Raw genomic sequence first — 24,619 nt, 5'->3', positions numbered from 1 at the left:
CCTGAATCGGGCTGGGTTACAAAAACGGCATTAAATCAGGCAGATAAAAAAGAAGGCGCTGCAGTGCAGCACCTTCGATGACTACCGGTTACTCGTCGATAGCGCCTTTATAGGCATCGGCGTCGAGCATAGAATCAAGTTCTGAAATGTCGCTGGCTTTGATACGGAATAACCAGCCCGCTGCGTACGGTTCGCTGTTGACCAGCTCCGGTGCATCGGCCAGTTCTTCGTTCACAGCAACGATTTCACCGCTTAGGGGGGCATAGATGTCTGAGGCGGCTTTCACCGACTCCGCGACGGCGCAGTCATCACCGGCAGCGAAAGTGGCGCCTACATCAGGCAGATCCACAAACACCATATCGCCCAGCAGTTCCTGCGCGTGTTCAGTGATACCCACAGTGAAGGTGCCATCGGCTTCTTTACGCACCCACTCGTGACTATCGCGGTATTTCAATTCATTAGGCACATTGCTCATCGCCATTTCTCCTGAAAAATTACTGAGCGACCGGTTTACCGGCGCGAACAAAAATCGGTTTAGTGACTTTCACCGGCATTTCACGATTGCGGATCTCTACAATCGCTTGCTCACCAATGCCCGCTGGCACACGTGCCAGCGCGATGCTGTAACCCAGCGTCGGGGAGAAGGAACCACTGGTAATAATACCCTGCTGTGGCTGACCTTGTTCATCGGTGAAACGCACCGGCAAGCCGTTTCGTAACACCCCTTTTTCGGTCATGATCAAACCCACCAGCTTTTCAGTGCCATGTTCACGTTGCGCTTCAAGCGCCTCGCGGCCGATGAAATCGCGATCGGCAGGTTCCCAGCTCACCGTCCAACCCATGTTGGCCGCCAGCGGTGAAACGCCTTCATCCATTTCCTGACCGTACAGATTCATCCCCGCTTCCAGGCGGAGCGTGTCACGCGCGCCCAGGCCAGCCGGTTTGACGCCTGCCGCCAGCAGTTTCTGCCAGAGATCGGCCGCTTCACTGTTCGGCATCGCAATTTCATAACCGGCTTCACCGGTATAACCGGTGGTGGCAATGAACAGATTTTCGCTTTGCACACCAAAGAACGGTTTCATGCCTGCCACCGCTTCACGCTGCGCCGCAGTAAACAGCGTCTGTGCTTTCTGCTGCGCTTGCGGACCTTGAACGGCAATCAGCGCCAGATCGTCACGTTCGGTGAGTTCGACACCAAACGGCTGAGCGTGCTGTTTGATCCACACCAAATCCTTCTCACGCGTCGCGGAGTTCACCACTAAGCGGAAAAAGTCTTCGGTCATAAAGTAAACAATCAAATCATCAATGACGCCAGCCGAAGCATTCAGCATGCCGGTGTAGAGAGCTTTGCCGGGTTGCGTCAGTTTGGCGACATCGTTGGCCAGCAGATAACGCAGGAATTCACGGGTGCGGACACCGCGCAGATCGACGATGGTCATGTGGGAAACATCAAACATACCGGCATCGTTGCGCACGACATGATGCTCATCCATTTGCGAGCCATAATGCAGTGGCATCATCCAGCCATGGAAATCCACCATGCGCGCACCGCATGCCTGATGCTGTTCGAATAGAGGCGTTTGCTGAGTCATAACCATCCTGTGAAAACAAGTGAGTGTGACGCGCCTGCGCCGCCTGTACCGGCTGACGCAAACGTTCTCTTTGTGCTGAAGTTACCACCGAACGCGGCGATTAACCATAAGGAAAACGAGGGCGAAACAGTATCACTCCCTTAGCACGCACCAAACCCAACCCAGAACAATTCACTGCATTTTTGTGATTAACTACGCATAAAATACAATTAAGAACGATAAACACAGCCTGATAATGGAACTCACGCCTCAGTACGGCAAAAAGGTCCGGAGAACTCGCAACACTATCATTAGTTAAAGTAATGCGAATTGACGAGTAAAATTAGAATAAATCAAACGAGGCGCAATTTGAGTGCAGAGACGCACCAGAGCAGTGCATAGGGTGAAAAAGCCATTTAATGTGCGCTTGTCTGAACACAGCCTGCAACGTCCCAGCGCAGACGTAGCGGTCACTTTTAGGATTGGCTTTTGGTATGACGAGACAGTGAATCTTGCAAAAAAAATGGCGCCTGAATCGGCGCCATTTGAAAAGAATTTAACGAATCCAGCTGGGCATATCATTGAGCCCCATGGCCTGTTTCAGCATCATCGGTTTTACGCCCGGCAGTGTATCCGCCAGTTTCAATCCCACATCACGCAGCAGCTTTTTCGCCGGGTGGGTGCCCGCAAACAGCTCACGGAATCCTTGCATGCCCGCCAGCATCATTGCCGCACTGTGCTTGCGGCTGCGCTCATAACGGCGCAGATAAAGGTGCTGTCCGATATCTTTGCCTTCCTGATGCAGGCGACGAATTTCACCGATCAGTTCTGCGGCATCCATAAAGCCAAGATTGACGCCCTGCCCGGCCAGCGGATGAATGGTGTGTGCGGCGTCGCCTACCAGTGCCAGGCGGTGTGCGGCAAAGTTACGGGCATAGCGCGCCATCAGTGGGAAGGTTTTGCGCTCGCTTTCAGCATGGCACAAGCCGAGGCGCATATCGAAGGCGACAGACAAATGCTGATTGAACAGCGCTTCTGGCATCGATTGCACCCGCGCCGCTTCCTGCGGCGACAATGACCAGACAATAGAACAGAGATGCGGGTCCTGCATCGGCAGGAACGCCAGAATGCCATCGCCATGGAACACCTGACGCGCAATCGCATCGTGCGGCATATCGGTGCGAATATTGGTAACCAGCGCATGATGATCGTAATCCCAGAAGGTAATCGGGATATCGGCTTTATCGCGCAGCCAGGAGTTTGCGCCATCCGCGGCAATCAGCAGGCGCGCACTCATCATGCTGCCGTCCTGTAAAGTGACGAACGCTTCGTTGTCGCCAAAGGCCACCTGCTGCAACTGCGCAGGGGCAAATAAGGTGATGTCGCTGCACTGACTGGCGCGCTGCCACAATGCGCTGTGAATCACTTCGTTTTCAATAATATGACCGAGATGGGATAAGCCTTGCTGCTCATCATCAAAGCTGATGGAACCAAAGCTGTCTTGATCCCACACTTCCATGCCGTGATAGGCACTGGCGCGCAACGCCAGGATGCTGGACCAGACATCCAGTTTTTGCAGCAGACGTTCGCTGGCAGCGTTGATCGCCGAGACGCGAATCGATGCGGCGCTCGCTGGGTCAAATTGTGGCTCAGGTGCTTTCTCCAGCACGGCAACGCGCAGGCCGCTGCCCTGTAATCCGCAGGCAACGGCCAGACCTACCATACCGCCACCGGCGATAGCCACATCAAATGTTTGCATTGCTGCCCCTTAATTCATGCTTAACGCTTTACCCAGCCGAGCGTGCGCGCGGCAAGTGGGTTTCGCAGCCATGGCAGATGGTCCATTGCCACCAGCCCAAGATTTCTTCCCGCCACTAAGGGCGCATAACGATTGGCAAACAGCCGCACCAGGCCATCGGTCACGCCGATTGTCGCGGAGCGATCCGGTTGACGACGCGCAGCGAAGTGCTGCAACACGCCATAGCTGCCCACATCCTGCTGCTGACGATGTGCACCTGCCAGCGTTTCCGCCAGCGACATCACATCGCGCAGGCCCAGATTAAAACCCTGGCCCGCAATCGGATGCAGCGTTTGCGCCGCATTGCCCACCAGCGCCAGGCGATGCGCTACCTGACGTTCAGCGGTTTGCAGCGCCAGCGGATACACTTCGCGCTGGCCGGCATGGGTGAAACGCCCTAAGCGCCAGCCAAACGCTTGCTGAAGCTCGTGCAGGAAGGTCGCATCGTCCCACTGTTTAACTGTCGCTTCTGCCTCGACGGGATGACACCACACCAGCGACATGCGATTGCCAGACATCGGTAATAGTGCCACCGGGCCGTGCTCGGTGAAGCGTTCAAAAGCACGCCCCTGATGCGGTTGCTGCGTGGTAACGTTGGCAATCACCGCTAGCTGCTGGTAATCGTCCCGCTGCCAGGTCATGCCGCATGACGCCGCAAGTGGCGAACGTGAGCCATCGGCTGCCACCAGCAACGCGCCCTGTAGCTGCTCGCCGCTGTTGAGTGTCACCGTGACAGACTCTGCTGTGCGCTCCACCGTCGTGACGTAATCCGGGCAGCGCAGCGTCACGCCAGGCGCACTTTTCAGTCGCTGGAACAGGCGCTGTCCCACATCAAACAGCTCAACCACCTGCCCCAGCGCTGGGACCTGATAATCATCCGCCTTGAGCTGCACAAAACCGGTGTGGCCACGGTCAGAAACGTGAATATCCGTGATTGGCGTGCCGCAATCTGCGAGCGAGCGCCATACATCGATATCCGCCAGCTGCTGACAGGTGCCCGCCGCTAACGCAATCGCTCGGCCGTCGAAACCAGGATGTTTGCGGCTATCCGGCAGGCTGCGCTCAATGAGCGTGACGGGCAGCTGGCCTTGCGTCAGATGAGAAATCGCCAGCGCCAGGGTTGCCCCGGTCATACCGCCGCCTGCAATCAAAATGCTCATGCGTGGCGTGCCGCTGCCATCAAGGCTTCAATCGCATCGGCATCTTTCACGACGCTGTCGGTCAGGTTTTCGTTGCCATCAGCGGTGATCACGATGTCATCTTCGATACGGATACCAATACCGCGATACTGCGGTGGGACTTTCGCATCCGGCGCGATGTACAGACCCGGTTCAATGGTCAGCACCATACCCGGTTCGAGAATGCGATCACGGCTTGGTGTACCGTAATGGCCGACGTCATGCACATCCAGCCCCAGCCAGTGACTCAAGCCGTGCATGAAAAACGGGCGGTGCGCCTGCTCTTCGAACAGCGTATCGATATTGCCTTCCAGAATGCCGAGATCGACCAGACCGGTGATCATGATGTGCACCACTTCGTCATTGACGTCGTGGATGCTGACGCCAGGGCGGAACATCGACAGCGCTTTGTACAGCGAGGCCAGCACGATGTCGTAAATCTCGCGCTGGGGTTGCGTAAATTTGCCATTAACCGGGAAGGTGCGGGTGATGTCACCGGCATACCCGTGGAATTCACAACCCGCATCAATCAGCACCAAATCGCCATCGCGCATTTCACTTTCGTTTTCGGTGTAATGCAGGATGCAGCCGTTCTCACCCGATCCCACGATGGTGTTGTAAGAAGGGAAGCGTGCGCCGTGGCGATTGAATTCATGGTGAATTTCGCCTTCGAGCTGATACTCAAACATCCCCGGACGGCAGGCTTGCATCGCACGGGTATGCGCCAGCGCACTGATTTTTCCCGCACGGCGCAAAATCTCAATCTCGGCTTCGCTTTTAAACAGGCGCATATCGTGCACCCACGGCCGCCAGTCGGTAACGGTAGCAGGCGCGCTGAGATTCTGACGGAAGCCACGGCGCAGTTTTTCCAACGCGCTGAACACCAGTTGGTCAGCTTCTGCGTACTCACCCTGAGCGTGATACACCACATCAAGCCCGTTGAGCAGCTGATGCAATTGCTCACCGATGTCATCCCACGGTAAAGCACGGTCAACGCCAAGCTTAGCGGGTGCGGCATCTTGCCCGAGGCGGCGGCCAAACCAGATCTCTGCGGTAAGGTCGCGAACACGATTGAACAGCACGCTGTGGTTATGCTTGTCATCACTTTTGATCAGCACTAACAGCGCCTGCGGTTCATTGAACCCGGTGAAATACCAGAAGTCGCTGTTTTGGCGGAAGTTGTATTCCGTGTCGTTGCTGCGGGTCACTTCAGGTGCAGCGAAAATCAAAGCAGCGCTGCCAGGTGCCATACGGGCAATCAGCGCCTGACGACGTTGCTGGAAAGTATCCAGTGTAATCATGTTTGCACTCCCTGTTGAAACGGGCACCACGCGCCCGCAATAACGCACTTAGTGTAACGTTGGCTTTTGCACTTCCGGCGCAGTTGGCGTGTGCTGACGAGTGAATGTGTCATGGCAAAGCAAGGCCGCCACGCGCACATACTCAATCACTTCTTCCAGCGACTGCTCCAGCTCTTCCTGATCTTCATCTTCGTCGTAACCGAGTTGCGCAATGGTGCGCAGATCGTCAATCGCTTCACCGGTTTCGCCGGTCACTTTATCCAGCTTGGGCTGCGTGACGCCTAAGCCGAGCAGGAAATGGTTGACCCAGCCTGCGAGCGCATCCGCGCGATCGAAGACGGTGATGTCATCATCTTCCGGCAGCATCAGCTGGAACATGAAACCCTCATCTTCCAGCGTATTGCTCAGATTTTCATGCAGCGCCTGCAGCGGCTGTGACAAGCTTTGTGAAAACGCCATGCCGTCGTTGGTGAGGTCGTGGATCTTGGTTTTCCAGCTGGCATCTTTGCTGCCACCACACAAAATACCGGACAGCAATCCGTGCATTTCGGCTGGCGTCATGCCCACGCCCTGCTGAGAAAGGGCTGCGGCTAGCGCGTTGTAACCAGGAGTTTCGTTCTGTAAAGACATAGGCTTTGGTCGTCGTTGGCAGAATAAGTTCGTGTTATGCTACCACCAGGTGCCTCAGGGTTTCCAGAAAAGGGGTTGTAACTTATATCGCGGCTCTATATAGTTGCGCACCTCCCAACCCATTGACAGGTAAGGGAGATGCGAACAGAGTAATCAGTCAGGATGGTGGCATGTCTGCACAACCGGTAGATATTCAGATTTTTGGTCGTTCATTGAGAGTAAATTGTCCGCCCGAACAGCAAGATGCGCTGAATCTGGCTGCAGAGGATCTCAATCAACGGTTGCAAGATTTAAAAGTTCGCACTAGAGTCACCAATACAGAGCAACTGGTGTTCATCGCCGCCTTAAACATCTGCCACGAGCTGGCACAGGAAAAAGGCAAGACGCGCGACTATGCAGCAAACATGGAACAACGTATCCGCATGCTGCAGCAGACCATTGAACAAGCATTAGTTGAGCAAGGTCGCATAACTGATCGCCAGGGCCCTAAATTCGAATAACACTTCATGGTACTCGTGTTAGAGTGACGGTGAAGTCAATTTTCTCTGAGATGTTTGCAAGCGGGCCCGTCCCCTGAGCCGATATTTAATACCAACAGAATGTGACGATCCACAATTTGTGCGCATGCTCGGTCCGTCCGAGAAGCCTAATAATTGTGACGGCATGTTCACCTTGAACCATGGGTTCAAGGGTTACAGCCTGCGGCGGCATCTCGGAGATCTCCTCTTTAGTCCCCTTCGCCAGAGACTTATGTTTCAGCAAGGCGGCAAGCAAATGGATCCCAATCAGCTTAACGAATTGAGTGATTGGGGTGCATGAGCGCAGTTAGTCCCCTGTACCTGAAGTATGACGAGAATCTCCCGCTTCGCATGATATAGTTGGTCAAATTGCCGACTCTGCCGGGGACATCATGACCGCACCTTCCCTACTTGATCGCCAGGACATCCGCCAGCATGTGCGCCATCTGCGCCGCAACCTTACGCCTGAACAGCAGGAGCAAGCTGCCGATCTGCTCGCCGAGCACGCTATTAACTTTGCGCCTATCGCTAATGCCCAACGCATCGCGCTGTTTTTATCTGTCGATGGCGAAATCAACACCCGCCCGCTGATTGCCAAGCTGTGGCAACAGAAAAAGCAGGTTTATTTGCCGGTACTGCATCCTTTCGCTCCCGGGCATCTGCTGTTCCTGCGTTACACGCCTGAGACGTCACTGGCCCCAAACAAATTGCGCATCCCTGAACCGCCGCTGGATATCACGCAGATGGCCACACTCGATCAGTTGGATGTGATGCTGGTGCCGTTAGTGGCATTTGACCACCAGGGTCAGCGATTGGGTATGGGGGGAGGTTTTTACGATCGCACCCTGCAGCACTGGCAACAGCATGGCTTTTTACCGATGGGCATTACGCACGATTGCCAGCGTGTTGAGACATTGCCAGTCGCGGCATGGGATGTCCCTTTGCCTGCTATTTTAACGCCGTCAAAGCTGTGGCAGTGGGATAGCGCCGAGCGATAAAACAAAGGGCGCCAATTGAGGTGGCGCCCTGATCAATCAGCAAGATGAACGGGCACGCAAGGTGCCCTGAATCATCAACACAGCAGACGGGCACGCAAGGTGCCCTGAATCATCAGTACAGCAGGCGGGCGCGAATGGTGCCCGGAATCGCTTTCATCAGCTGCAGCGCTTTTTCCGCCACATCTTCTTCTGCATCGATATCGATAACCACATAACCCATCACCGGCGAGGTCTGCAGATACTGAGCGGCAATGTTGATGCCCTGCTCGGCAAAGATCTGGTTAATCGCGGTCAACACGCCTGGGCGGTTCTCATGGATGTGCAGCAAGCGGCTGGCGCTGGCAGCATGCATCGGCAGGGACACTTCCGGGAAGTTAACGGCGGACAGCGTAGAACCGTTGTCAGAGTATTTCGCCAGCTTGCCCGAGACTTCCAGGCCGATGTTTTCCTGAGCTTCCTGAGTGGAGCCCCCGATATGTGGCGTCAGGATCACGTTATCAAACTCGCACAGCGGTGAGTTGAACGGATCGCTGTTGGTCGCCGGTTCAACCGGGAAGACGTCGATGGCCGCACCGGAGAGATGCTTGTTCGCCAGGGCGTTGCACAGGGCTGGAATATCAATCACGGTTCCGCGTGCGGCGTTAATCAGCAGTGCGCCCGGCTTCATCAGCGCCAACTCGTCTGCGCCAATCATATTCTGCGTTGAGGCATTTTCTGGAACGTGCAGGCTGACCACGTCGCTCATGTTAAGCAGATCAGACAGGTGACGAACCTGAGTCGCATTACCCAGCGGTAATTTGGTCTCGATGTCGTAGAAGAACACGTGCATGCCCAGGCCTTCTGCCAGCACGCCAAGCTGCATCCCGATATGGCCGTAGCCAATGATGCCCAGCTTCTTACCACGCGCTTCGAACGAGCCGTTCGCCACTTTGTTCCAGATACCACGGTGTGCTTTGGCGTTTGCTTCAGGGATCCCGCGCAGCATCAGCAGCATTTCGCCGATCACCAGTTCGGCTACCGAACGGGTATTAGAGAATGGTGCATTGAAGACCGGCACACCGCGTTTTGCAGCAGCATTCAGATCAACCTGGTTAGTACCGATGCAGAAGCAGCCTACCGCGACCAGCTTTTCGGCCGCCGCAAAGATCTCTTCGGTCAGTTGGGTGCGGGAACGGATACCAATGAAGTGCGCATCGCGGATGGAGGACTTCAGCGACTCCGCATCCAGTGCCCCTTTATGGAATTCGATGTTGGTGTAACCCGCAGCACGCAGATTATCCAGTGCACTCTGGTGAACGCCTTCCACCAGCAGGAACTTAATCTTGTCTTTTTCCAGTGATACCTTTGCCATTTCCCGACCCTATTCAGAATTCAACGAGGACTACCATAAGGTAGCCTTCTGCCAAAATATCAAAAATTTCGAGCGCGGCAATACAAACGATTGCCTGACCGCCAGCACGCGCCCACGTTGAGGCAGCACAAAGCCGTACAAAATCGTGGGATGCGAGTGCGCCGAAGTACGAACCTGCTGTTGATGAATCTTTTGTGACATAAGTCACCAAATTTCACCCCAGCAAGAAAAGATGTTTTGCAGATGGAAATAACCGGCGCAGCACACGCGCCGGTGAGTACGCTATCAGATCAATAAGTGATGGTTTTCACGCCATCTGCTGTGCCGATTAAGGCAACATCAGCGCCACGCGCGGCAAACAAGCCAACGGTGACCACGCCCGGCAGTGCATTGATGGTTTTTTCCAATGCAATCGGGTCGAGAATACGCAGATTATGCACGTCGAGAATAATGTTGCCGTTGTCGGTCACCACATTCTGACGATACTCAGGTTGGCCGCCCAGCTTCACCAGTTCACGCGCAACAAACGCGCGCGCCATCGGAATCACTTCCACCGGCAACGGGAAATTGCCCAACACGTCCACCTCTTTGGAGGCATCCGCAATGCAGATAAACTTTTTCGCCACGGCTGCGACAATTTTCTCACGCGTCAGCGCTGCGCCGCCGCCTTTGATCATCTGCATCTGTGGATTAATCTCGTCCGCGCCATCAACGTAAACCGACAGTTCATCGACGTTATTCAGATCAAAAACCGGAATTCCCAGGGCTTTGAGTTTTTCCGTCGAGGCTTCCGAACTGGAGACCGCGCCTTCAATTTGATCTTTCATGGTGCCAAGCGCATCAATAAAATGCGCCGCTGTTGAACCGGTGCCAACGCCAACAATGGTGCCGGGTTGCACGTATTGCAGTGCTGCCCAACCAACCGCTTTTTTCAGTTCATCCTGGGTCATGGTATGTTTAAAACCTGTGCGACATCGAAGTGCGCGTAGTATAAAACAAGGCGTCGTGAAAATGCGCGGCTGTTAACGCATCGATTTAAGCCTTTGGAAGCCAGCCCGCAAAAATCCGCCGCAGCACAATATGACCGTTTTGTGGCATAGTACTTTCCATCCTGAACGAGAGAGAACAACAATGAAACGCCCGGATTATCGAACGCTTCAGGCGCTGGATGCTGTGATTCGCGAGCGCGGTTTTGAGCGTGCGGCCCAAAAACTCTGCATCACGCAGTCTGCGGTGTCACAGCGCATTAAACAGCTGGAAAATTTATTTGGTCAGCCGCTGCTGGTGCGCACCGTACCGCCGCGTCCGACCGAGCAAGGACAAAAACTGCTGGCGCTGCTACATCAGGTGGAGTTGCTGGAAGAAGAGTGGCTGGGTGATGACAACGGCGGCACGACGCCACTGCTGCTGTCACTGGCGGTCAACGCCGACAGTCTGGCGACCTGGCTGCTGCCTGCACTGAAAGACGTGCTGGCCGATTCGCCGGTGCGCCTGAATTTGCAGGTAGAAGATGAAACCCGTACCCAGGAACGCCTGCGTCGCGGTGAAGTGGTCGGCGCCGTCAGTATCCAGCCGCAGCCGCTGCCGAGTTGTCTGGTGGATCAGTTGGGTGCACTGGATTATCTGTTCTGCGCGTCGCCAGATTTCGCTGCGCGCTACTTCCCGAATGGCGTCACGCGCTCTGCTTTGTTGAAAGCCCCTGCGGTGGCGTTTGACCATCTGGATGATATGCATCAGGCGTTTTTACAGCAGAACTTCGATCTGTCACCGGGCAGCGTACCGTGCCACATCGTTAATTCGTCGGAAGCCTTTGTGCAGTTGGCGCGTCAGGGTTCAGTGTGCTGTATGATCCCACACTTACAGATTGAGCGAGAACTGGCGCAAGGTGATTTGGTGGATTTGACGCCAGGCCTGTACCAGCGCCGCATGCTTTACTGGCACCGCTTCGCGCCAGAGAGCCGTTTGATGCGCAGCGTGACGGATGCGTTGATCGCACACGGTCATCGCGTGTTGCGTCAGGATACGGCGGCGGCATAAGCCCAAATGCAGATTAACGTAGCGGCTTAATTGATTGCGTAAATGAACGGCAGTTCCACCGCCAATCAGCGCGTTCAATCACGCCGCTACGATTCAACACATCAGATTACTGAGCGGTATTCGGCTTGATCTCGAACACCACATCAACCTGATCGTCAAAGTGAATGCTCTGCTGCTCATAAGTCTGCTGCGCGGTGGTATCCGCAGGGGCCGCAGCCGCTTTATACATGCGCGCCATTGGCATTGGCTGGTAGTTCGCCACGTGATAGCGGATGCTGTACACCGGGCCTAATTTCGCGTTGAAGCCTTCTGCCAGTGCACCGGCCTGCTGAGTGGCGTTAGCAATCGCGGCTTTGCGTGCCTGATCTTTATAGGCATCGGCATTCGCTACACCCAGCTCCACCGAACGGATTTCGTTCAGGCCAGATTTCAGCGCACCGTCCAGTAACTCATTCAGTTTATCCAGCTGACGTAACGTTACCTGCACCTGGCGCACCGCACGATAGCCTTTTAGTACCGACTTGCCTTCTTTGGTGTAGTCATACTCCGGTTGCGTGCTCAGGTTTGCCGCATCAATATCTTTCTTCTCGATACCGTTCTTTTGCAGGAAATCGAAATATTGCGCCACGCGGTCATCAGCTTGTTTTTTCGCATCAGCCGCATCTTTCGAGGAAACATTCACCACGATGGAGAGTGTCGCGATATCAGGACGGGCATCTACGCTTGCCTGACCAGAGGTGACGACATGCGGGCCATTCGGGACTTCACCCGCGTGTACCATCGCTGACATTACGCCCGTGCTCATTACGGCGGCCAGCGCCAGTGCTTTCAGTTTCACGAAAGTCCTCCTTGAAGGTTCAATTTACAGGTCGCCACTATGGCTAAACCTAAAACACATTACTATGCGTGATGGTCTGAGTTTGAAATCACCAAAAAGTTCGGATAACGACGGTATTAACGTATCCGCGATCGCAAAACCAGATTAACGGATTCGCGGAAATTTTGCCTTGGTGTTTCTATTAAAGAAACAATTCTAGCCTTATGGGGAGTTGTGGTATGACAGAGCAGCCAATTAGCCAAAGCGCCATTGCCGTTCGCGCCGGACGGACGCGATTCCTGATGCTGGGTCTGGTGTTTATCAACATCATCATCAACTACATGGATCGTACCAATCTCTCTGTGGCCGCCACGCAAATGGCCGGCGAATTGCGCTTTACGCCAATGGAGATGGGGTTGATCTTCTCAGCATTTGGCTGGATCTATGCTGCGCTGCAGATCCCCGGCGGCTTTCTGATCGATCGTCTCGGCGCGCGTCTGGTGTATGGCGTGGGCCTGTTTGCCTGGTCATTAATCACTGCCCTGCATGCGCTCGCCAACAGCTTTGGTGCGCTGTTTGGCTTGCGCCTGGGCGTCGGTGCCTTTGAAGCGCCGGTAATGCCTTCGAATAACCGCGTGATTTCCAGCTGGTTCCCGGAACAGGAGCGTGCCAGCGCCATCGGCATTTACTCCTCGGCCCAGTTTGTGGGACTCGCCTGCATGACGCCGCTGCTGTTCCACGTACAGGATGCGTTTGGCTGGCGCGGTCTGTTTCTGATTACCGGTGTGACCGGGATGATTTGGGCGTTGGTGTGGTATCTGCTTTACCGTGAGCCACATGAGCATAAAGGCGTGTCAGAAGCCGAATTAAACTATCTGCGCAGCAACGGTGCCTTACTCGAGAGCCGTCAGCACACGCAGCAGCCGAAGGCCCGCTGGGCCGTTCTGGCACAAATGTTCCGCAGCCGCAAACTGGTGGGTATCTATATCGGCCAGTTTACTATCTCAGCCACCTTTTGGTTCTTCCTCACCTGGTTCCCGACCTATCTGGTGGAGTATCGCCATATGGGCTTCATTAAAAGCGGCTATGTGGCTTCCGTGCCCTACTTCGCCGCTTTCTGTGGCGTACTGCTGGCAGGTTTCGCTTCGGATCGCATGATACGGCGAGGCGTGTCGCCCAGCGTGGCGCGTAAACTGCCGGTCATCCTTGGCCTGTTCCTGACGCTGTTTATTCTTGGTGCCAATTACACCGACGACTCCACGCTCATCGTGCTGTTTATGTCGCTGGCGTTTTTTGGCAACGGCCTCGCGACCATCACCTGGGTGTTTGTCACCGCACTGGCACCTCGCCATCTGATTGGCTTAGCGGGCGGCGTATTCAATTTCACCGGCGCGCTTTCCGCTATTGTGGTGCCGATTGCCATTGGCGCGCTGATCGATGGCGATAATTTCGCGCCAGCACTCGGCTTTATTGCCGTGCTGGCGGCGATAGGCATTTGCAGCTATCTGTTCGTGGTCGGGAAAATCGAGCATGTCAGCGCGCACTGATCAGCACTTGCGCCAGCGAGTGCAACTGCGTCACCCGCTGCTGCAGATGTGCGTCGTCGGCCTGCCAGATTTTGGCGAACGCCAACGCAGCGCGATTGTTATTGATTGGCTGCGCCATGCTGATTTCGCCGTCATCACGGTGCCAGATCAAATGGTTTGCATCACGCTTACGCGCCAGCAACGGCGCCATTTGCGCCCACTGTTCGTCGGTAAATCGTGGACGCAACTGCTCATCACTCTCTGTCGCCAGCAGCGACACACCAATCACCGACTGCCACGCCGGCAGCATGCGGAAACCGGCCAGCGCCTGGCTGGCACTGGTGCGCTCACCCGGTTCGGAGTGCCAGATGTAAATCACCTGGTCCTCCCACAGCACACCCAGCGCCACCACAATGTCGCGCGGCGCGTGTGCTTCCAGTTGCGGCAGCGCCTGGGCAAACAGCGAGGAGCCGCGAATCGCCTGCGCCGCCAGAGCATGAATCCCCGGGCCGGGCAAATAGCGGCGGTGTTCGTCCTGAATCGTCAGGCCAATCGAGGCCATGGTCATCAACAGGCGGTTAACGCGCGTGCTGTTCATGTCCATCTGTCGCGCCAGTTCACGGCAGCCCACGGCTTTATCGCTGGAAACCAAATACTGCAAGCAGCGAATCCCATCAATCAGGCTTTGGTTGGGTTGAGAAGACATAGTTCACCCTGTGGCGCTCAAAACTCCAATCTTAGCTTCAGCATGACAGGAAGCAAATGATGCAGACTTTCTCTTCGCAAAATGCGCGCCACTTCCCAGAGCAAAAGTTACAGGCCGATCTGCTGGTGGCGGGCGGTGGGCTCGCGGGCGTGTGTGCCGCACTGGCCGCCGCGCGTGACGGATTGCAGGTGGTGTTGGTTCAGGATCGCCCGGTGCTGGGTGGCAACGCCTCGAGTGAAGTGCGGTTATGGGCCAACGGTGCAACATCGCATATGGGCAACAACAACCGCTGGGCGCGCGAAGGCGGCATCATGGGCGAGATCATGGAGGAAAACCTGTGGCGCAACAAAGAGGGCAACCCGGTGCTGTTCGATATGGTGCTGCTGGATTTGGTGCAGTCACAACCCGGTGTGACGCTGCTGCTCAACACGGTGGTCAGCGATATCACGAAAGAAGGCCGCCGCTTACAAGCCGTGCAAGCTTTTAACGCCATTAATCAGACACGCTACCACGTCAACGCCAGCCAGTTTATCGATGCCAGCGGCGATGGCGTGCTGGGATATCTGGCGGGTGCCGCGCATCGTGTGGGAGCGGAAACTGTTGAGGAATTTGGCGAAAAGATGGCGCCAGGCGAACATTTTGGACACAAACTCGGCCACTCAATCTACTTCTACACCAAACGCACTTCGCAGCCGGTTCGCTTTGTCCCGCCCTCTTTTGCGCTTAAAGAGATTACCGCCATTCCGCGTTACAAACGCCTGAGCTCCGATCTTAACGGTTGCGATTTGTGGTGGCTGGAATGGGGCGGACGGCTCGATACGGTGCACGAAAGCGAAATCATCAAATGGGAGCTGTGGAAAATTGTTTGGGGCGTGTGGGATTACATTAAAAACTCCGGCGAGTTTCCGGATGCCGATACCCTGACCATCGAATGGGTAGGCCTGATCCCCGGCAAGCGCGAAAGCCGTCGCTTCCTCGGTGACACGTTACTATGTCAGCAGGACATCATTGAACAGCGCGATCACTACGACGCCGTTGCCTACGGCGGCTGGTCGATTGACCTGCATCCGGCCGATGGCGTGTACAGCGAACACGATGGCTGCCGCCAGTTCCACAGCAAAGGCACCTATACCATTCCATTTCGTGCGCTATACAGCCAGTCGCTGGATAATATGCTGCTCACCGGTCGTTTAATCTCAGCCACCCACGTTGCCTTTGGCAGCGCACGCGTGATGTGCACCTGCGGCGTACTGGGTGAAGTGGTGGGTCGTGCGGCGGCCATCTGTCATCAGCAGCAACTCACGCCGTCGCAGCTGGCGCAGCCAGATCGCGTCACACAGTTGCAGCAGCAACTACTGCGTCAGGGTGCGTTTATCCCACGCCATCCATTGCTGAGTCCGGCCCGCGATGCGCAGATCGAAGTCAGCAGCACTCTGCAGCTTAGCAATCTCCCCGCCGATGCCGGTTGGCAGCCGCTGCAATCGCGCTGTGCTCTGCTGCTGCCATTAAAAGCCGGTGAACGTTTGCCTGCGTTAACCGTGCAACTGCGTGCCAAACAAACGCAGAAGATGCAGGTTTCGCTGCTCAGCAGTGACAATCCGGCCAACACTTGCGGCGATCGTCACATCGCCAGCCAAACACTCACGGTTAACGATCAGGGCAACTACCGCCTGAGTTTTGATTACCGTGCAGATTGCGATCGTTATCTGTTTATCGCCTTTGAAGAAAATCCGGCGATTGAAGTGGCCCTCACTCAGCAGCGTCTGCCCGGGGTCATGATGGTGTTTAACAGCCTCAATCCACGCGTCGCCAAACGCACGCGACAGATTAACGATGGCGATTACGGCGTCGATGAGTTCGATTTCTGGCTACCGCGCCGCGTGTCGCATCAAATACTGTTCGCCTTCACGCTGGAGACGCCGTTAAAACTCTGGCATCGGGACTATCTGCTCAACGGCAAATTGCGTCCGGAACAGCACACCAACTGCTGGGTGCCGGCACGGGATGACGCTCAGCCAACGGTTATTTGGCGCTGGGAACAGCAGCAACACGCTCGCCAAATCACGCTGTTGTTTGATAACGACTTTGACCATGCGATGGAGACGGTGCAGATGGGGCACGCACAAGCGGTCACGCCGCACTGCACCACGCATTATCGTCTCTGGCTGGATGAAGAGTTACTGATTGAAGTCGAAGATAACCATCACTCGCTGTGCCATCACGCCGTACCGCAGGGGGTGAGCTTCCGACAGATTCGTTTAGAGCTGCTGGCCAGTGCGGGCGCGCTGCCCGCACTGTACGGCTTACATCTGCATCATAACGCGGCAATACCCTGACGCGCCAGCTGGATAGCGATAAACCACATCACGCCGCCCACCAGCAGATTGATGATGCGCTGCGCACGCACGGTGCGCAGACACGGTGACAGCCACGCGGCTAACAGCGCCAGTCCAAAGAACCAGATAATTGAAGCACTCACCGTGCCCAACGCGAACCACTGACGCGCTTCGGTAGAAGGAAGCTGACTGCCGAGGCTACCCAGCACCACAAAGGTATCAAGGTAGACGTGCGGATTGAGCCAGGTCACCGCGACGATGGTGGCAACGATGCGCCAGCGACCTTGCTTCAGCGCGGCTTCTGTCGCTAACGTCACATCGCCCTGCCATGCGCTGCGCAGTGCGCCCCAGCCGTACCACAGCAGAAACGCCACGCCCGCCCAGGTGATCAGCATCAGCAGAATCGGGGATTGATTCAGCAGCGCACTACCACCAAAAATACCGCCGCAAATCAGCACGATATCGCTCAGCGTGCATAACCCTGCGGTCATTAAATGGTAGTGGCGTTTAATGCCCTGATTCATCACGAATGCGTTTTGTGGGCCTAATGGCAGAATGAGTGCTGCCCCAAGGGCAAGTCCTTGTAAATAAACAGATAACACGATGGCGATCCTGAGTAACGAGATAATGCGATGCAGTATAGTGACGCGAGGATATTAGTGGAAATTGAAAGATTTAATCGGGTATTAGAGAAAGTAATAAGATTGATATCAATAGCGAAGTGATGGCGATGAGTGCGCTTTCGGTCGCCATAGATGATGGCCCTTAAGGGATATGATCGGGTTTTGTGGGGTGCACATGAGATGCGCACCGCCACTCATTGATTACTCAGCGCGCTCAGGTTGCTGTTCGTTCTTCACCTGATGCAGATGCACATCCATCTGCGGATAAGGGATGCCAATACCGTTCGCGTCCAGCGTACGCTTGAAGTTCTTCAACAGATCCCAGTAGACGTTTTGCAGGTCACTGCTCTTACTCCAGCAGCGCACGACAAAGTTGAGTGAAGACGCGGCCAGTTCGTTCAGGCCGATCTGGATACCCATGTCTTTCAGCACGCGTTCATCGGCCTCAACCACTTCCCTGAACAGCGCGATCACCTGGTCGACATCCGCGTCGTAGGCCACACCGATAATAAACTCATTACGGCGAATGGGTTCGCGTGAGTAGTTAACGATATTACCCGCAATCACCTTGCCGTTAGGCACCACGACAATTTTACCGTCCGCGCTCTTCATGGTGGTGGAGAAGATCTGCACGTTCTGCACCGTTCCCATCACGCCACCGAGATCCACGAACTCGCCAGTTTTAAATGGACGGAAGGTCACCAGTAGTACACCCGCGGCAAGGTTGGACAGCGAACCCTGCAGGGATAACGCTAAGGCCAAACCCGCTGCACCCAGTACCGCAATCACCGATGCGGTTTGCACCCCGACGCGGCCCAGCGCAGCAATCAAGGTAAAGGCAATCACGCCATAGCGCACCAGCGCCGAAAGGAAATCTGCGACTGTGGCATCGATATGACGCGCCACCAGCACGCGGTTGATGCCTTTCGAAATAATACGCGCTGCCATCATACCGATCACAATGATGACAATCGCTGCAGCGATATTGACGAAATAGCTCAGGATCAGCGCCTGATTTCTTACCAGCCAGCCGCCAGCGTTGTTAATGCCATCGACGACATTTAAGTCTTCCATTTGTTAGCCCTGTTGTTGAGTTTCCCGCAGGAAAATGCAAAAACGGCCAGATTAACTCCGGCACTCCCGTGTACAAGGGTAAACAAAAATGGCATGAAGCGCCAAAAATGGCCTGAATTTCCTCACTATTCCGAATCGAATGCATAAAAAAAAGGCCCTTTCGGGCCTTTTTTGTACTGTAAGGAGAAATTACAGCACGTCGACAGCGTTCAGCTCTTTGAAAGCCTGCTCTAAACGCACAACCATTGAAGCCTGTGCAGAGCGCAGCCATACGCGTGGGTCGTAGTATTTCTTGTTCGGGCTATCCACACCATTTGGGTTACCCAACTGGCCTTGCAGATAGTCTTCGTTCTTTTTGTAGTACTGCAGGATGCCGTCCCAGGTCGCCCATTGGGTATCGGTATCGATGTTCATCTTGATTACGCCGTAACCAATTGACTCTTCGATTTCTGCAGCAGAAGAACCTGAACCACCGTGGAACACGAAGTCCAGCGCGTTGTGCGGCAGGTTGTGTTTCTTGGTCACGTATTCCTGAGAATCACGCAGGATTGTCGGGGTCAGTTTCACGTTGCCTGGCTTGTACACGCCGTGCACGTTACCGAAGGAAGCCGCGATGGTGAAACGTGGGCTGATTTTGCTCAGCTCGGTGTACGCGTAATCAACGTCTTCTGGCTGGGTGTACAGCGCAGATGCGTCCATATGGCTGTTGTCCACGCCATCTTCTTCGCCACCGGTGCAACCCAGTTCGATTTCCAGCGTCATGTCGATTTTCGCCATACGCGCCAGGTATTTAGAAGAGATCTCGATGTTCTCTTCCAGTGACTCTTCTGACAGGTCGATCATGTGAGAAGAGAACAGTGGCTTACCGGTTTTCTTGAAGTGCTCTTCACCGGCATCCAGCAGACCGTCGATCCACGGCAGCAGTTTCTTGGCGCAGTGGTCGGTGTGCAGAATCACTGGCACGCCGTACTGTTCAGCCATCAGATGCACATGGTGTGCACCCGCGATAGCGCCGAAGATTGCCGCGCCCTGTGGCTTGTCGGTTTTGAAACCTTTACCGGCGATGAAGGCAGCACCACCATTGGAGAACTGAACGATGACCGGCGCTTTAACTTTGGCCGCAGCTTCCAGTACCGCGTTGATGGAGTCCGTGCCGACGCAGTTAACTGCAGGCAGAGCGAATTTGTTTTCTTTCGCTACTTGGAAAACTTTCTGAACGTCATCACCAGTGACAACGCCGGGTTTTACGAAATCAAAAATTTTAGACATGGTTGTGTCCTGTTTCGTTACCGTTCATCCCACGAGGGGACGTCGATTTTTTGCCCAGGATGGGCAAGCCTTCAGACGGCGCCGAAGCGCCGCCCCCAAAAATTACTGCTTAGCGCGCTCTTCCAGCATCGCTACCGCTGGCAGTTTTTTGCCTTCCACGAACTCGAGGAATGCGCCACCGCCGGTAGAGATGTAGGAGATCTTGTCTTCGAGACCGAACAGGTCAATCGCTGCCAGGGTATCGCCACCACCCGCAACAGAGAACGCGTCGCTGTCTGCAATCGCGTTCGCCACAATTTCGGTGCCTTTGCGGAAGTTCGGGAATTCGAACACGCCAACTGGACCGTTCCACAGGATGGTTTTTGCTTCTTTCAGCAGTTTCGCCATCGCCTGTGCGGTTTCGTCACCGAAGTCCATAATCTCTTCGTTATCCGCCACTTCGGAAACCTTTTTCACGGTTGAAGGGGCAGTTTCAGAGAATTCCGTTCCTACGCGAGAGTCGGTTGGAACTGGGATGCCGTGCTCGTCACGCAGCTTTTTCGCCGCTTCAACGAAGTCTGGTTCGTACAGTGATTTACCGACTTTGTTGTCGATAGCCACGAAGGTGTTAGCGATGCCGCCGCCGACAATCACGGTATCCGCGATTTTCACCAGAGACTGCAGCACGTCGAATTTGGTAGAGACTTTAGAACCCCCCACAACGGCGACCAGCGGACGCTCTGGGTTGCTCATCACTTTACCCAGCGCTTCCAGCTCAGCAGACAGCAGCGGGCCAGCACAAGCGATCGGTGCGAACTTGCCCACACCGTGGGTAGAAGCCTGCGCGCGGTGCGCAGTACCGAAAGCATCCATCACGAAGACGTCGCACAGTGCGGCATATTTCTTCGACAGGGTCTCTTCGTCTTTCTTCTCGCCTTTGTTGAAGCGAACGTTTTCCAGAACCACCAGCTCACCTGCGCCGACTTCAACGCCGTCGAGGTAGTCTTTCGCCAGGGTAACGGTGGTGCCGTTCAGTTTGTCTTTCAGGTAGTTAACAACAGGCAGCAGGGAGAATTCTTCGTTGTATTCACCTTCGGTCGGGCGACCCAGGTGAGAGGTAACCATCACTTTCGCGCCCTGTTTCAACGCCGCTTCGATGGTAGGCAGAGAAGCACGGATACGTGCATCTGACGTCACTTTCCCTTCTTTCACTGGCACGTTGAGATCGGCACGGATCAGAACACGCTTACCAGCAAGATCCAGATCGGTCATTTTAATTACAGACATGGTGAACCCTCTCGTTGATTCTCATAAGTTTTGCCAGACGCAGTCCGCGTCTTACCTGAAACCGCTTGCGGCCATTGCTAACGTGGTGTCGATCATGCGGTTAGCAAAGCCCCATTCGTTGTCACACCAAACCAAGGTTTTGATCAGGTGGTGACCACTGACCCGCGTCTGTGTGCCGTCCACTATGGCACTGTGCGGATCATGGTTGAAATCTACTGAGACTAACGGTAATTCCGTATAGTCAACTATACCACGAAACGCCCCTTCTGACGCGTTTTGCAGCAAGGCATTGACCTCACAGGCCTTCACGGCTTCGCGTACTGAAACGCTCAAATCAATGGCTGTCACGTTAATCGTGGGAACACGGACAGCGATGGCTTCGAAGCGGTCGTTAAATTTCGGAAAAATACGGGTAATGCCCGCAGCAAGACGCGTATCCACCGGAATGATCGATTGGCTGGCGGCACGGGTACGACGCAGATCGCTGTGATAGGCGTCAATCACCTGTTGGTCGTGCATCGCCGAGTGAATCGTGGTCACGGTGCCTGACTCAATTCCGAAGGCGTCATCCAGCAACTTGATCACCGGAATAATGCAGTTGGTGGTACAGGATGCGTTGGAGACAATGCGGTCAGTTTGTTTAAGAGCTTGTTCGTTAACGCCGAACACCACGGTGGCATCCAAATCATTACCGCCCGGATGCGAGAACAACACTTTCTTCGCGCCCGCCTGCAGATGTGCTTCGCCATCGGCGCGGCTGCCGTATACCCCGGTACAATCCAGCACGATATCGACATTCAGTTCCTGCCACGGCAGGGTATCAATATCGGCCAGATGCAGAATGCGGATGGTGTCGTCGCCCACGAACAGCTGATCGCGCTCCTGGCGCACATCCCAGGCAAAGCGGCCATGGCTGGTGTCATACTTCAGCAAATGTGCCATGCCAGTGGCTTCAGCCAGCTCGTTGATCGCTACCACGGTGATCTCAGCGCGGCGGCCGGTTTCGTACAAGGCACGCAGCACATTGCGTCCGATACGACCAAAACCATTAATTGCTATGCGAACGGTCATCTCACTTCCTGCAACAACAGCCCAAAAAAACGTGCCAAATACCTTGAGCGTTTCGCTGCGTTTTGTACAGGGAATTATTGCCCGCTTAACGTTGCAAAATGATGCCACTGAATTGCAACTGAAACGGTTCAGCTAGAATAAAGCATGCAAGGAATAACAGGAATGATTGCGATCAATTGCGCTGCTGATTATTGGATCTGGGTCACATAATTCGCATGTAAAAATTATTACTTCAGGAATAATTGAACCGTTTCAGGTTTGAGGCGGGAGTTGAAATGAAAAAAGGTGCGCATCAATGCGCACCTTCAATAGCGATAATCACCTGTCGGGCCGCCCTTGATGGCGACCGCTGATTACAGAATAGATTTCGCGGTGTTCACCACGTTCTCAACGGTGAAGCCGAACTCTTTGAACAGCAGTTCTGCTGGAGCAGACTCACCGAAGGTGGTCATGCCGACGATAGCGCCATTCAGACCGGTGTATTTGAACCAGTAGTCTGCGATGCCGGCTTCGATTGCCACACGCGCAGCAACCGCTTTCGGCAGTACAGATTCACGGTAAGCCGCGTCCTGCTTGTCAAAGGCATCGGTCGAAGGCATAGACACCACGCGCACTTTACGGCCTTCGCTGGTCAGCTGGTCGTAAGCGGCAACCGCCAGTTCGACTTCTGAACCGGTAGCGATCAGGATCAGCTCTGGCGTACCTGCGCTGTCTTTGAGCACATAACCACCGCGCGCCACGTTAGCCAGCTGCTCAGCGGTACGATCCTGCTGCGCCAGATTCTGACGAGAGAAGATCAGGGCTGATGGGCCGTCAACGCGCTCGATAGCGTATTTCCAGGCAACCGCAGATTCAACCTGGTCACATGGACGCCACAGGCTCATGTTTGGTGTCACGCGCAGGCTAGCCATCTGCTCAACCGGCTGGTGCGTTGGACCATCTTCACCCAGACCGATGGAGTCATGGGTGTAGACCATGATCTGACGAATCTTCATCAGTGCAGCCATACGCGCCGCGTTACGTGCGTATTCTACAAACATCAGGAAGGTCGCAGTGTACGGCAGGAAACCACCGTGCAGTGCAAGGCCGTTAGCGATCGCGGTCATACCGAATTCGCGCACGCCGTAATGGATGTAGTTACCCGCAGCATCCTCGTTGATTGGCTTAGAACCCGACCACATAGTCAGGTTGCTTGGTGCCAGGTCAGCGGAGCCGCCCAGGTATTCCGGCAGGATTTTACCGAAGGCTTCAATCGCATTCTGAGACGCTTTACGGCTGGCGATTTTGGCTGGGTTAGCCTGCAGCTGCTCGATGAACTTCTGCGATTCGGTTTCCCAGTTCGCTGGCAGCTCGTTGTTGGTACGACGCGTGAACTCAGCAGCCAGCTCAGGATGAGCAGCAGCATAAGCAGCAAACTTCTTATCCCATGCGGACTCTTTCGCCTGGCCGGCTTCTTTCGCATCCCACTGCGCGTAGATGTCTGAAGGAATTTCAAACGGCGCGTGGTTCCAGCCCAGCTGTTTGCGGGTCAGTGCGATTTCGTCGTCGCCCAGCGGTGCGCCGTGCGAATCGTGCGTACCGGCTTTGTTCGGTGAACCGAAACCGATGATGGTTTTGCACATCAGCAGTGAAGGTTTGTCTGAAACCGCTTTGGCTTCTTCTACTGCTTTCTTGATGGCGTCAGCGTCGTGACCGTCTACGCCACGCACCACGTGCCAGCCGTAAGCTTCGAAGCGTGCTGCGGTATCGTCAGTGAACCAGCCATCAACGTGACCGTCGATTGAGATGCCGTTGTCATCATAGAAGGCAACCAGTTTACCCAGTTTCAGGGTACCGGCGATGGAGCACACTTCGTGTGAGATACCTTCCATCATGCAGCCGTCGCCCATGAACACGTAAGTGTTGTGGTCTACGATGTCATGGCCTGGACGGTTGAACTGTGCCGCTAAAGTGCGCTCAGCGATGGCGAAGCCTACTGCGTTAGCGATACCCTGGCCCAGTGGACCGGTGGTGGTTTCAACGCCAGCGGTGTAGCCGTATTCTGGGTGGCCTGGAGTTTTAGAGTGCAGCTGACGGAAGTTCTGCAGCTCGCTCATCGGCAGGTCATAACCGGTGAGGTGCAGCAGGCTGTAAATCAGCATGGAGCCATGACCGTTAGACAGCACGAAGCGGTCACGGTCTGCCCACAGCGGGTTAGTCGGATTGTGGTTCAGGAAGTCACGCCACAGCACTTCGGCGATGTCCGCCATGCCCATAGGGGCACCAGGATGTCCCGATTTGGCTTTCTGTACTGCATCCATACTTAACGCGCGAATGGCGTTGGCAAGCTCTTTACGAGAGGGCATCTTCTACTCCAGGTCGGATTAATGCTCCGCCGCGCTTAACGTATTGTAATTAATCAGTTATCAGGCGAAGCGAGAAAAAAGTCGCACATCAATGTACATGAAAATCGGGGCAAAAGTACATGCGTCGACGTGCTAAATAGCGGGTAAACGGTTGCAATTCGGGGCTTGTCTGCTAGCCAGTGAACAGGATGCACGCTATAACCA

21 protein-coding genes and 1 other RNA gene are annotated in these 24,619 nt (G+C 54.9%); 6 read left to right on the top strand and 16 right to left on the bottom strand.

The annotated features are described in order from the left end of the window. Window positions 1-88 precede the first annotated feature (88 nt). From gcvH to LH22_RS06285, 6 genes are all read right to left on the bottom strand, one after another. Window positions 89-475: a glycine cleavage system protein GcvH gene (gcvH, locus tag LH22_RS06310; protein ID WP_038645001.1), complete on the bottom strand. Its 387-nt coding sequence runs from the start codon at window positions 473-475 to the stop codon at window positions 89-91. 19 nt (window positions 476-494) lie between these two features. Beyond that, window positions 495-1,592, bottom strand: a complete 1,098-nt coding sequence (gcvT, locus tag LH22_RS06305; protein ID WP_038644999.1) for a glycine cleavage system aminomethyltransferase GcvT — start codon at window positions 1,590-1,592, stop codon at window positions 495-497. A 535-nt stretch (window positions 1,593-2,127) separates the two neighbouring features. Then, window positions 2,128-3,330, bottom strand: coding sequence for an FAD-dependent 2-octaprenylphenol hydroxylase (gene ubiI, locus LH22_RS06300; protein WP_038644997.1), 1,203 nt, complete (start codon window positions 3,328-3,330; stop codon window positions 2,128-2,130). Window positions 3,331-3,350: 20 nt separating this feature from the next. Next, window positions 3,351-4,529 carry a 2-octaprenyl-6-methoxyphenyl hydroxylase gene (gene ubiH / locus LH22_RS06295; RefSeq protein WP_038644995.1) on the bottom strand — a complete coding sequence of 393 codons (1,179 nt, stop codon included), beginning with the start codon at window positions 4,527-4,529 and terminating at the stop codon, window positions 3,351-3,353. Further along, the gene (gene pepP / locus LH22_RS06290; RefSeq protein WP_038644993.1) at window positions 4,526-5,848 is read right to left on the bottom strand and encodes a Xaa-Pro aminopeptidase; all 1,323 of its coding nucleotides are present in this window, start codon (window positions 5,846-5,848) and stop codon (window positions 4,526-4,528) included. Before pepP ends, ubiH begins: the two co-directional genes overlap by 4 nt. Window positions 5,849-5,896: 48 nt before the next feature. Then, window positions 5,897-6,478 carry a YecA family protein gene (locus LH22_RS06285; protein WP_038644991.1) on the bottom strand — a complete coding sequence of 194 codons (582 nt, stop codon included), beginning with the start codon at window positions 6,476-6,478 and terminating at the stop codon, window positions 5,897-5,899. 170 nt (window positions 6,479-6,648) lie between these two features. Between LH22_RS06285 and zapA the strand changes: the two genes are divergently transcribed. The 3 genes from zapA (at window position 6,649) to LH22_RS06270 (ending at window position 7,994) form a co-directional block, all read left to right on the top strand. Continuing rightward, the gene (gene zapA, locus LH22_RS06280) at window positions 6,649-6,978 is read left to right on the top strand and encodes a cell division protein ZapA (RefSeq protein ID WP_034823204.1); all 330 of its coding nucleotides are present in this window, start codon (window positions 6,649-6,651) and stop codon (window positions 6,976-6,978) included. Between the two features lie 39 nt (window positions 6,979-7,017). Further along, window positions 7,018-7,201: non-coding RNA, 6S RNA (gene ssrS, locus LH22_RS20110), on the top strand. A gap of 187 nt (window positions 7,202-7,388) precedes the next feature. After that, entirely contained in the window at window positions 7,389-7,994 is a 606-nt protein-coding gene (locus LH22_RS06270) for a 5-formyltetrahydrofolate cyclo-ligase (RefSeq protein ID WP_038644988.1), read from the top strand. Window positions 7,995-8,106: 112 nt separating this feature from the next. On the opposite strand, the gene serA is transcribed toward LH22_RS06270, so the two are convergent. Then, entirely contained in the window at window positions 8,107-9,345 is a 1,239-nt protein-coding gene (serA, locus tag LH22_RS06265; RefSeq protein WP_038644986.1) for a phosphoglycerate dehydrogenase, read from the bottom strand. Between the two features lie 290 nt (window positions 9,346-9,635). Beyond that, window positions 9,636-10,295, bottom strand: a complete 660-nt coding sequence (rpiA, locus tag LH22_RS06260) for a ribose-5-phosphate isomerase RpiA (protein WP_038644984.1) — start codon at window positions 10,293-10,295, stop codon at window positions 9,636-9,638. Between the two features lie 181 nt (window positions 10,296-10,476). On the opposite strand from rpiA, the gene LH22_RS06255 reads away from it, so the two are divergent. Next, entirely contained in the window at window positions 10,477-11,382 is a 906-nt protein-coding gene (locus tag LH22_RS06255) for a LysR family transcriptional regulator ArgP (RefSeq protein ID WP_038644982.1), read from the top strand. Between the two features lie 106 nt (window positions 11,383-11,488). On the opposite strand, the gene LH22_RS06250 is transcribed toward LH22_RS06255, so the two are convergent. Then, the gene (locus LH22_RS06250) at window positions 11,489-12,220 is read right to left on the bottom strand and encodes an oxidative stress defense protein (RefSeq protein ID WP_038644981.1); all 732 of its coding nucleotides are present in this window, start codon (window positions 12,218-12,220) and stop codon (window positions 11,489-11,491) included. Between the two features lie 218 nt (window positions 12,221-12,438). Here LH22_RS06250 and LH22_RS06245 point away from each other — a divergent pair, with 218 nt between their 5' ends. After that, window positions 12,439-13,746: an MFS transporter gene (locus tag LH22_RS06245; protein WP_052059368.1), complete on the top strand. Its 1,308-nt coding sequence runs from the start codon at window positions 12,439-12,441 to the stop codon at window positions 13,744-13,746. On the opposite strand, the gene LH22_RS06240 is transcribed toward LH22_RS06245, so the two are convergent. Then, complete coding sequence (locus LH22_RS06240; protein ID WP_038644980.1) at window positions 13,733-14,431, bottom strand: IclR family transcriptional regulator domain-containing protein; 699 nt, start codon at window positions 14,429-14,431, stop codon at window positions 13,733-13,735. The genes LH22_RS06245 and LH22_RS06240 overlap by 14 nt on opposite strands. A 59-nt stretch (window positions 14,432-14,490) precedes the next feature. Here LH22_RS06240 and LH22_RS06235 point away from each other — a divergent pair, with 59 nt between their 5' ends. Further along, entirely contained in the window at window positions 14,491-16,767 is a 2,277-nt protein-coding gene (locus tag LH22_RS06235; protein ID WP_038644978.1) for an FAD-dependent oxidoreductase, read from the top strand. On the opposite strand, the gene argO is transcribed toward LH22_RS06235, so the two are convergent. The 6 genes from argO to tkt form a co-directional block, all read right to left on the bottom strand. After that, window positions 16,746-17,369 carry an arginine exporter ArgO gene (argO, locus tag LH22_RS06230; RefSeq protein ID WP_038644976.1) on the bottom strand — a complete coding sequence of 208 codons (624 nt, stop codon included), beginning with the start codon at window positions 17,367-17,369 and terminating at the stop codon, window positions 16,746-16,748. The two genes, LH22_RS06235 and argO, sit on opposite strands and share 22 nt — an antisense overlap. 222 nt (window positions 17,370-17,591) lie before the next feature. Then, window positions 17,592-18,464 carry a small-conductance mechanosensitive channel MscS gene (gene mscS, locus LH22_RS06225; RefSeq protein ID WP_038644974.1) on the bottom strand — a complete coding sequence of 291 codons (873 nt, stop codon included), beginning with the start codon at window positions 18,462-18,464 and terminating at the stop codon, window positions 17,592-17,594. 189 nt (window positions 18,465-18,653) lie between these two features. Beyond that, the gene (gene fbaA, locus LH22_RS06220; RefSeq protein ID WP_034823221.1) at window positions 18,654-19,733 is read right to left on the bottom strand and encodes a class II fructose-bisphosphate aldolase; all 1,080 of its coding nucleotides are present in this window, start codon (window positions 19,731-19,733) and stop codon (window positions 18,654-18,656) included. 102 nt (window positions 19,734-19,835) lie between these two features. Beyond that, a complete protein-coding gene (pgk, locus tag LH22_RS06215; RefSeq protein ID WP_038644972.1) occupies window positions 19,836-20,999 on the bottom strand; it encodes a phosphoglycerate kinase in 1,164 nt (387 codons plus the stop codon). A gap of 51 nt (window positions 21,000-21,050) precedes the next feature. Further along, on the bottom strand, window positions 21,051-22,070 hold the full coding sequence (gene epd, locus LH22_RS06210) for an erythrose-4-phosphate dehydrogenase (RefSeq protein WP_038644970.1): 1,020 nt from the start codon (window positions 22,068-22,070) through the stop codon (window positions 21,051-21,053). Between the two features lie 353 nt (window positions 22,071-22,423). Continuing rightward, on the bottom strand, window positions 22,424-24,415 hold the full coding sequence (tkt, locus tag LH22_RS06205; RefSeq protein ID WP_038644968.1) for a transketolase: 1,992 nt from the start codon (window positions 24,413-24,415) through the stop codon (window positions 22,424-22,426). Window positions 24,416-24,619 lie beyond the last annotated feature (204 nt).

The sequence above is a fragment of the Pantoea rwandensis genome (assembly GCF_000759475.1).
Lineage (GTDB): Bacteria > Pseudomonadota > Gammaproteobacteria > Enterobacterales > Enterobacteriaceae > Pantoea > Pantoea rwandensis_B.
Note: the sequence above shows the minus strand (reverse complement) of the source record. Positions and strands in the feature narration are given on the sequence as shown.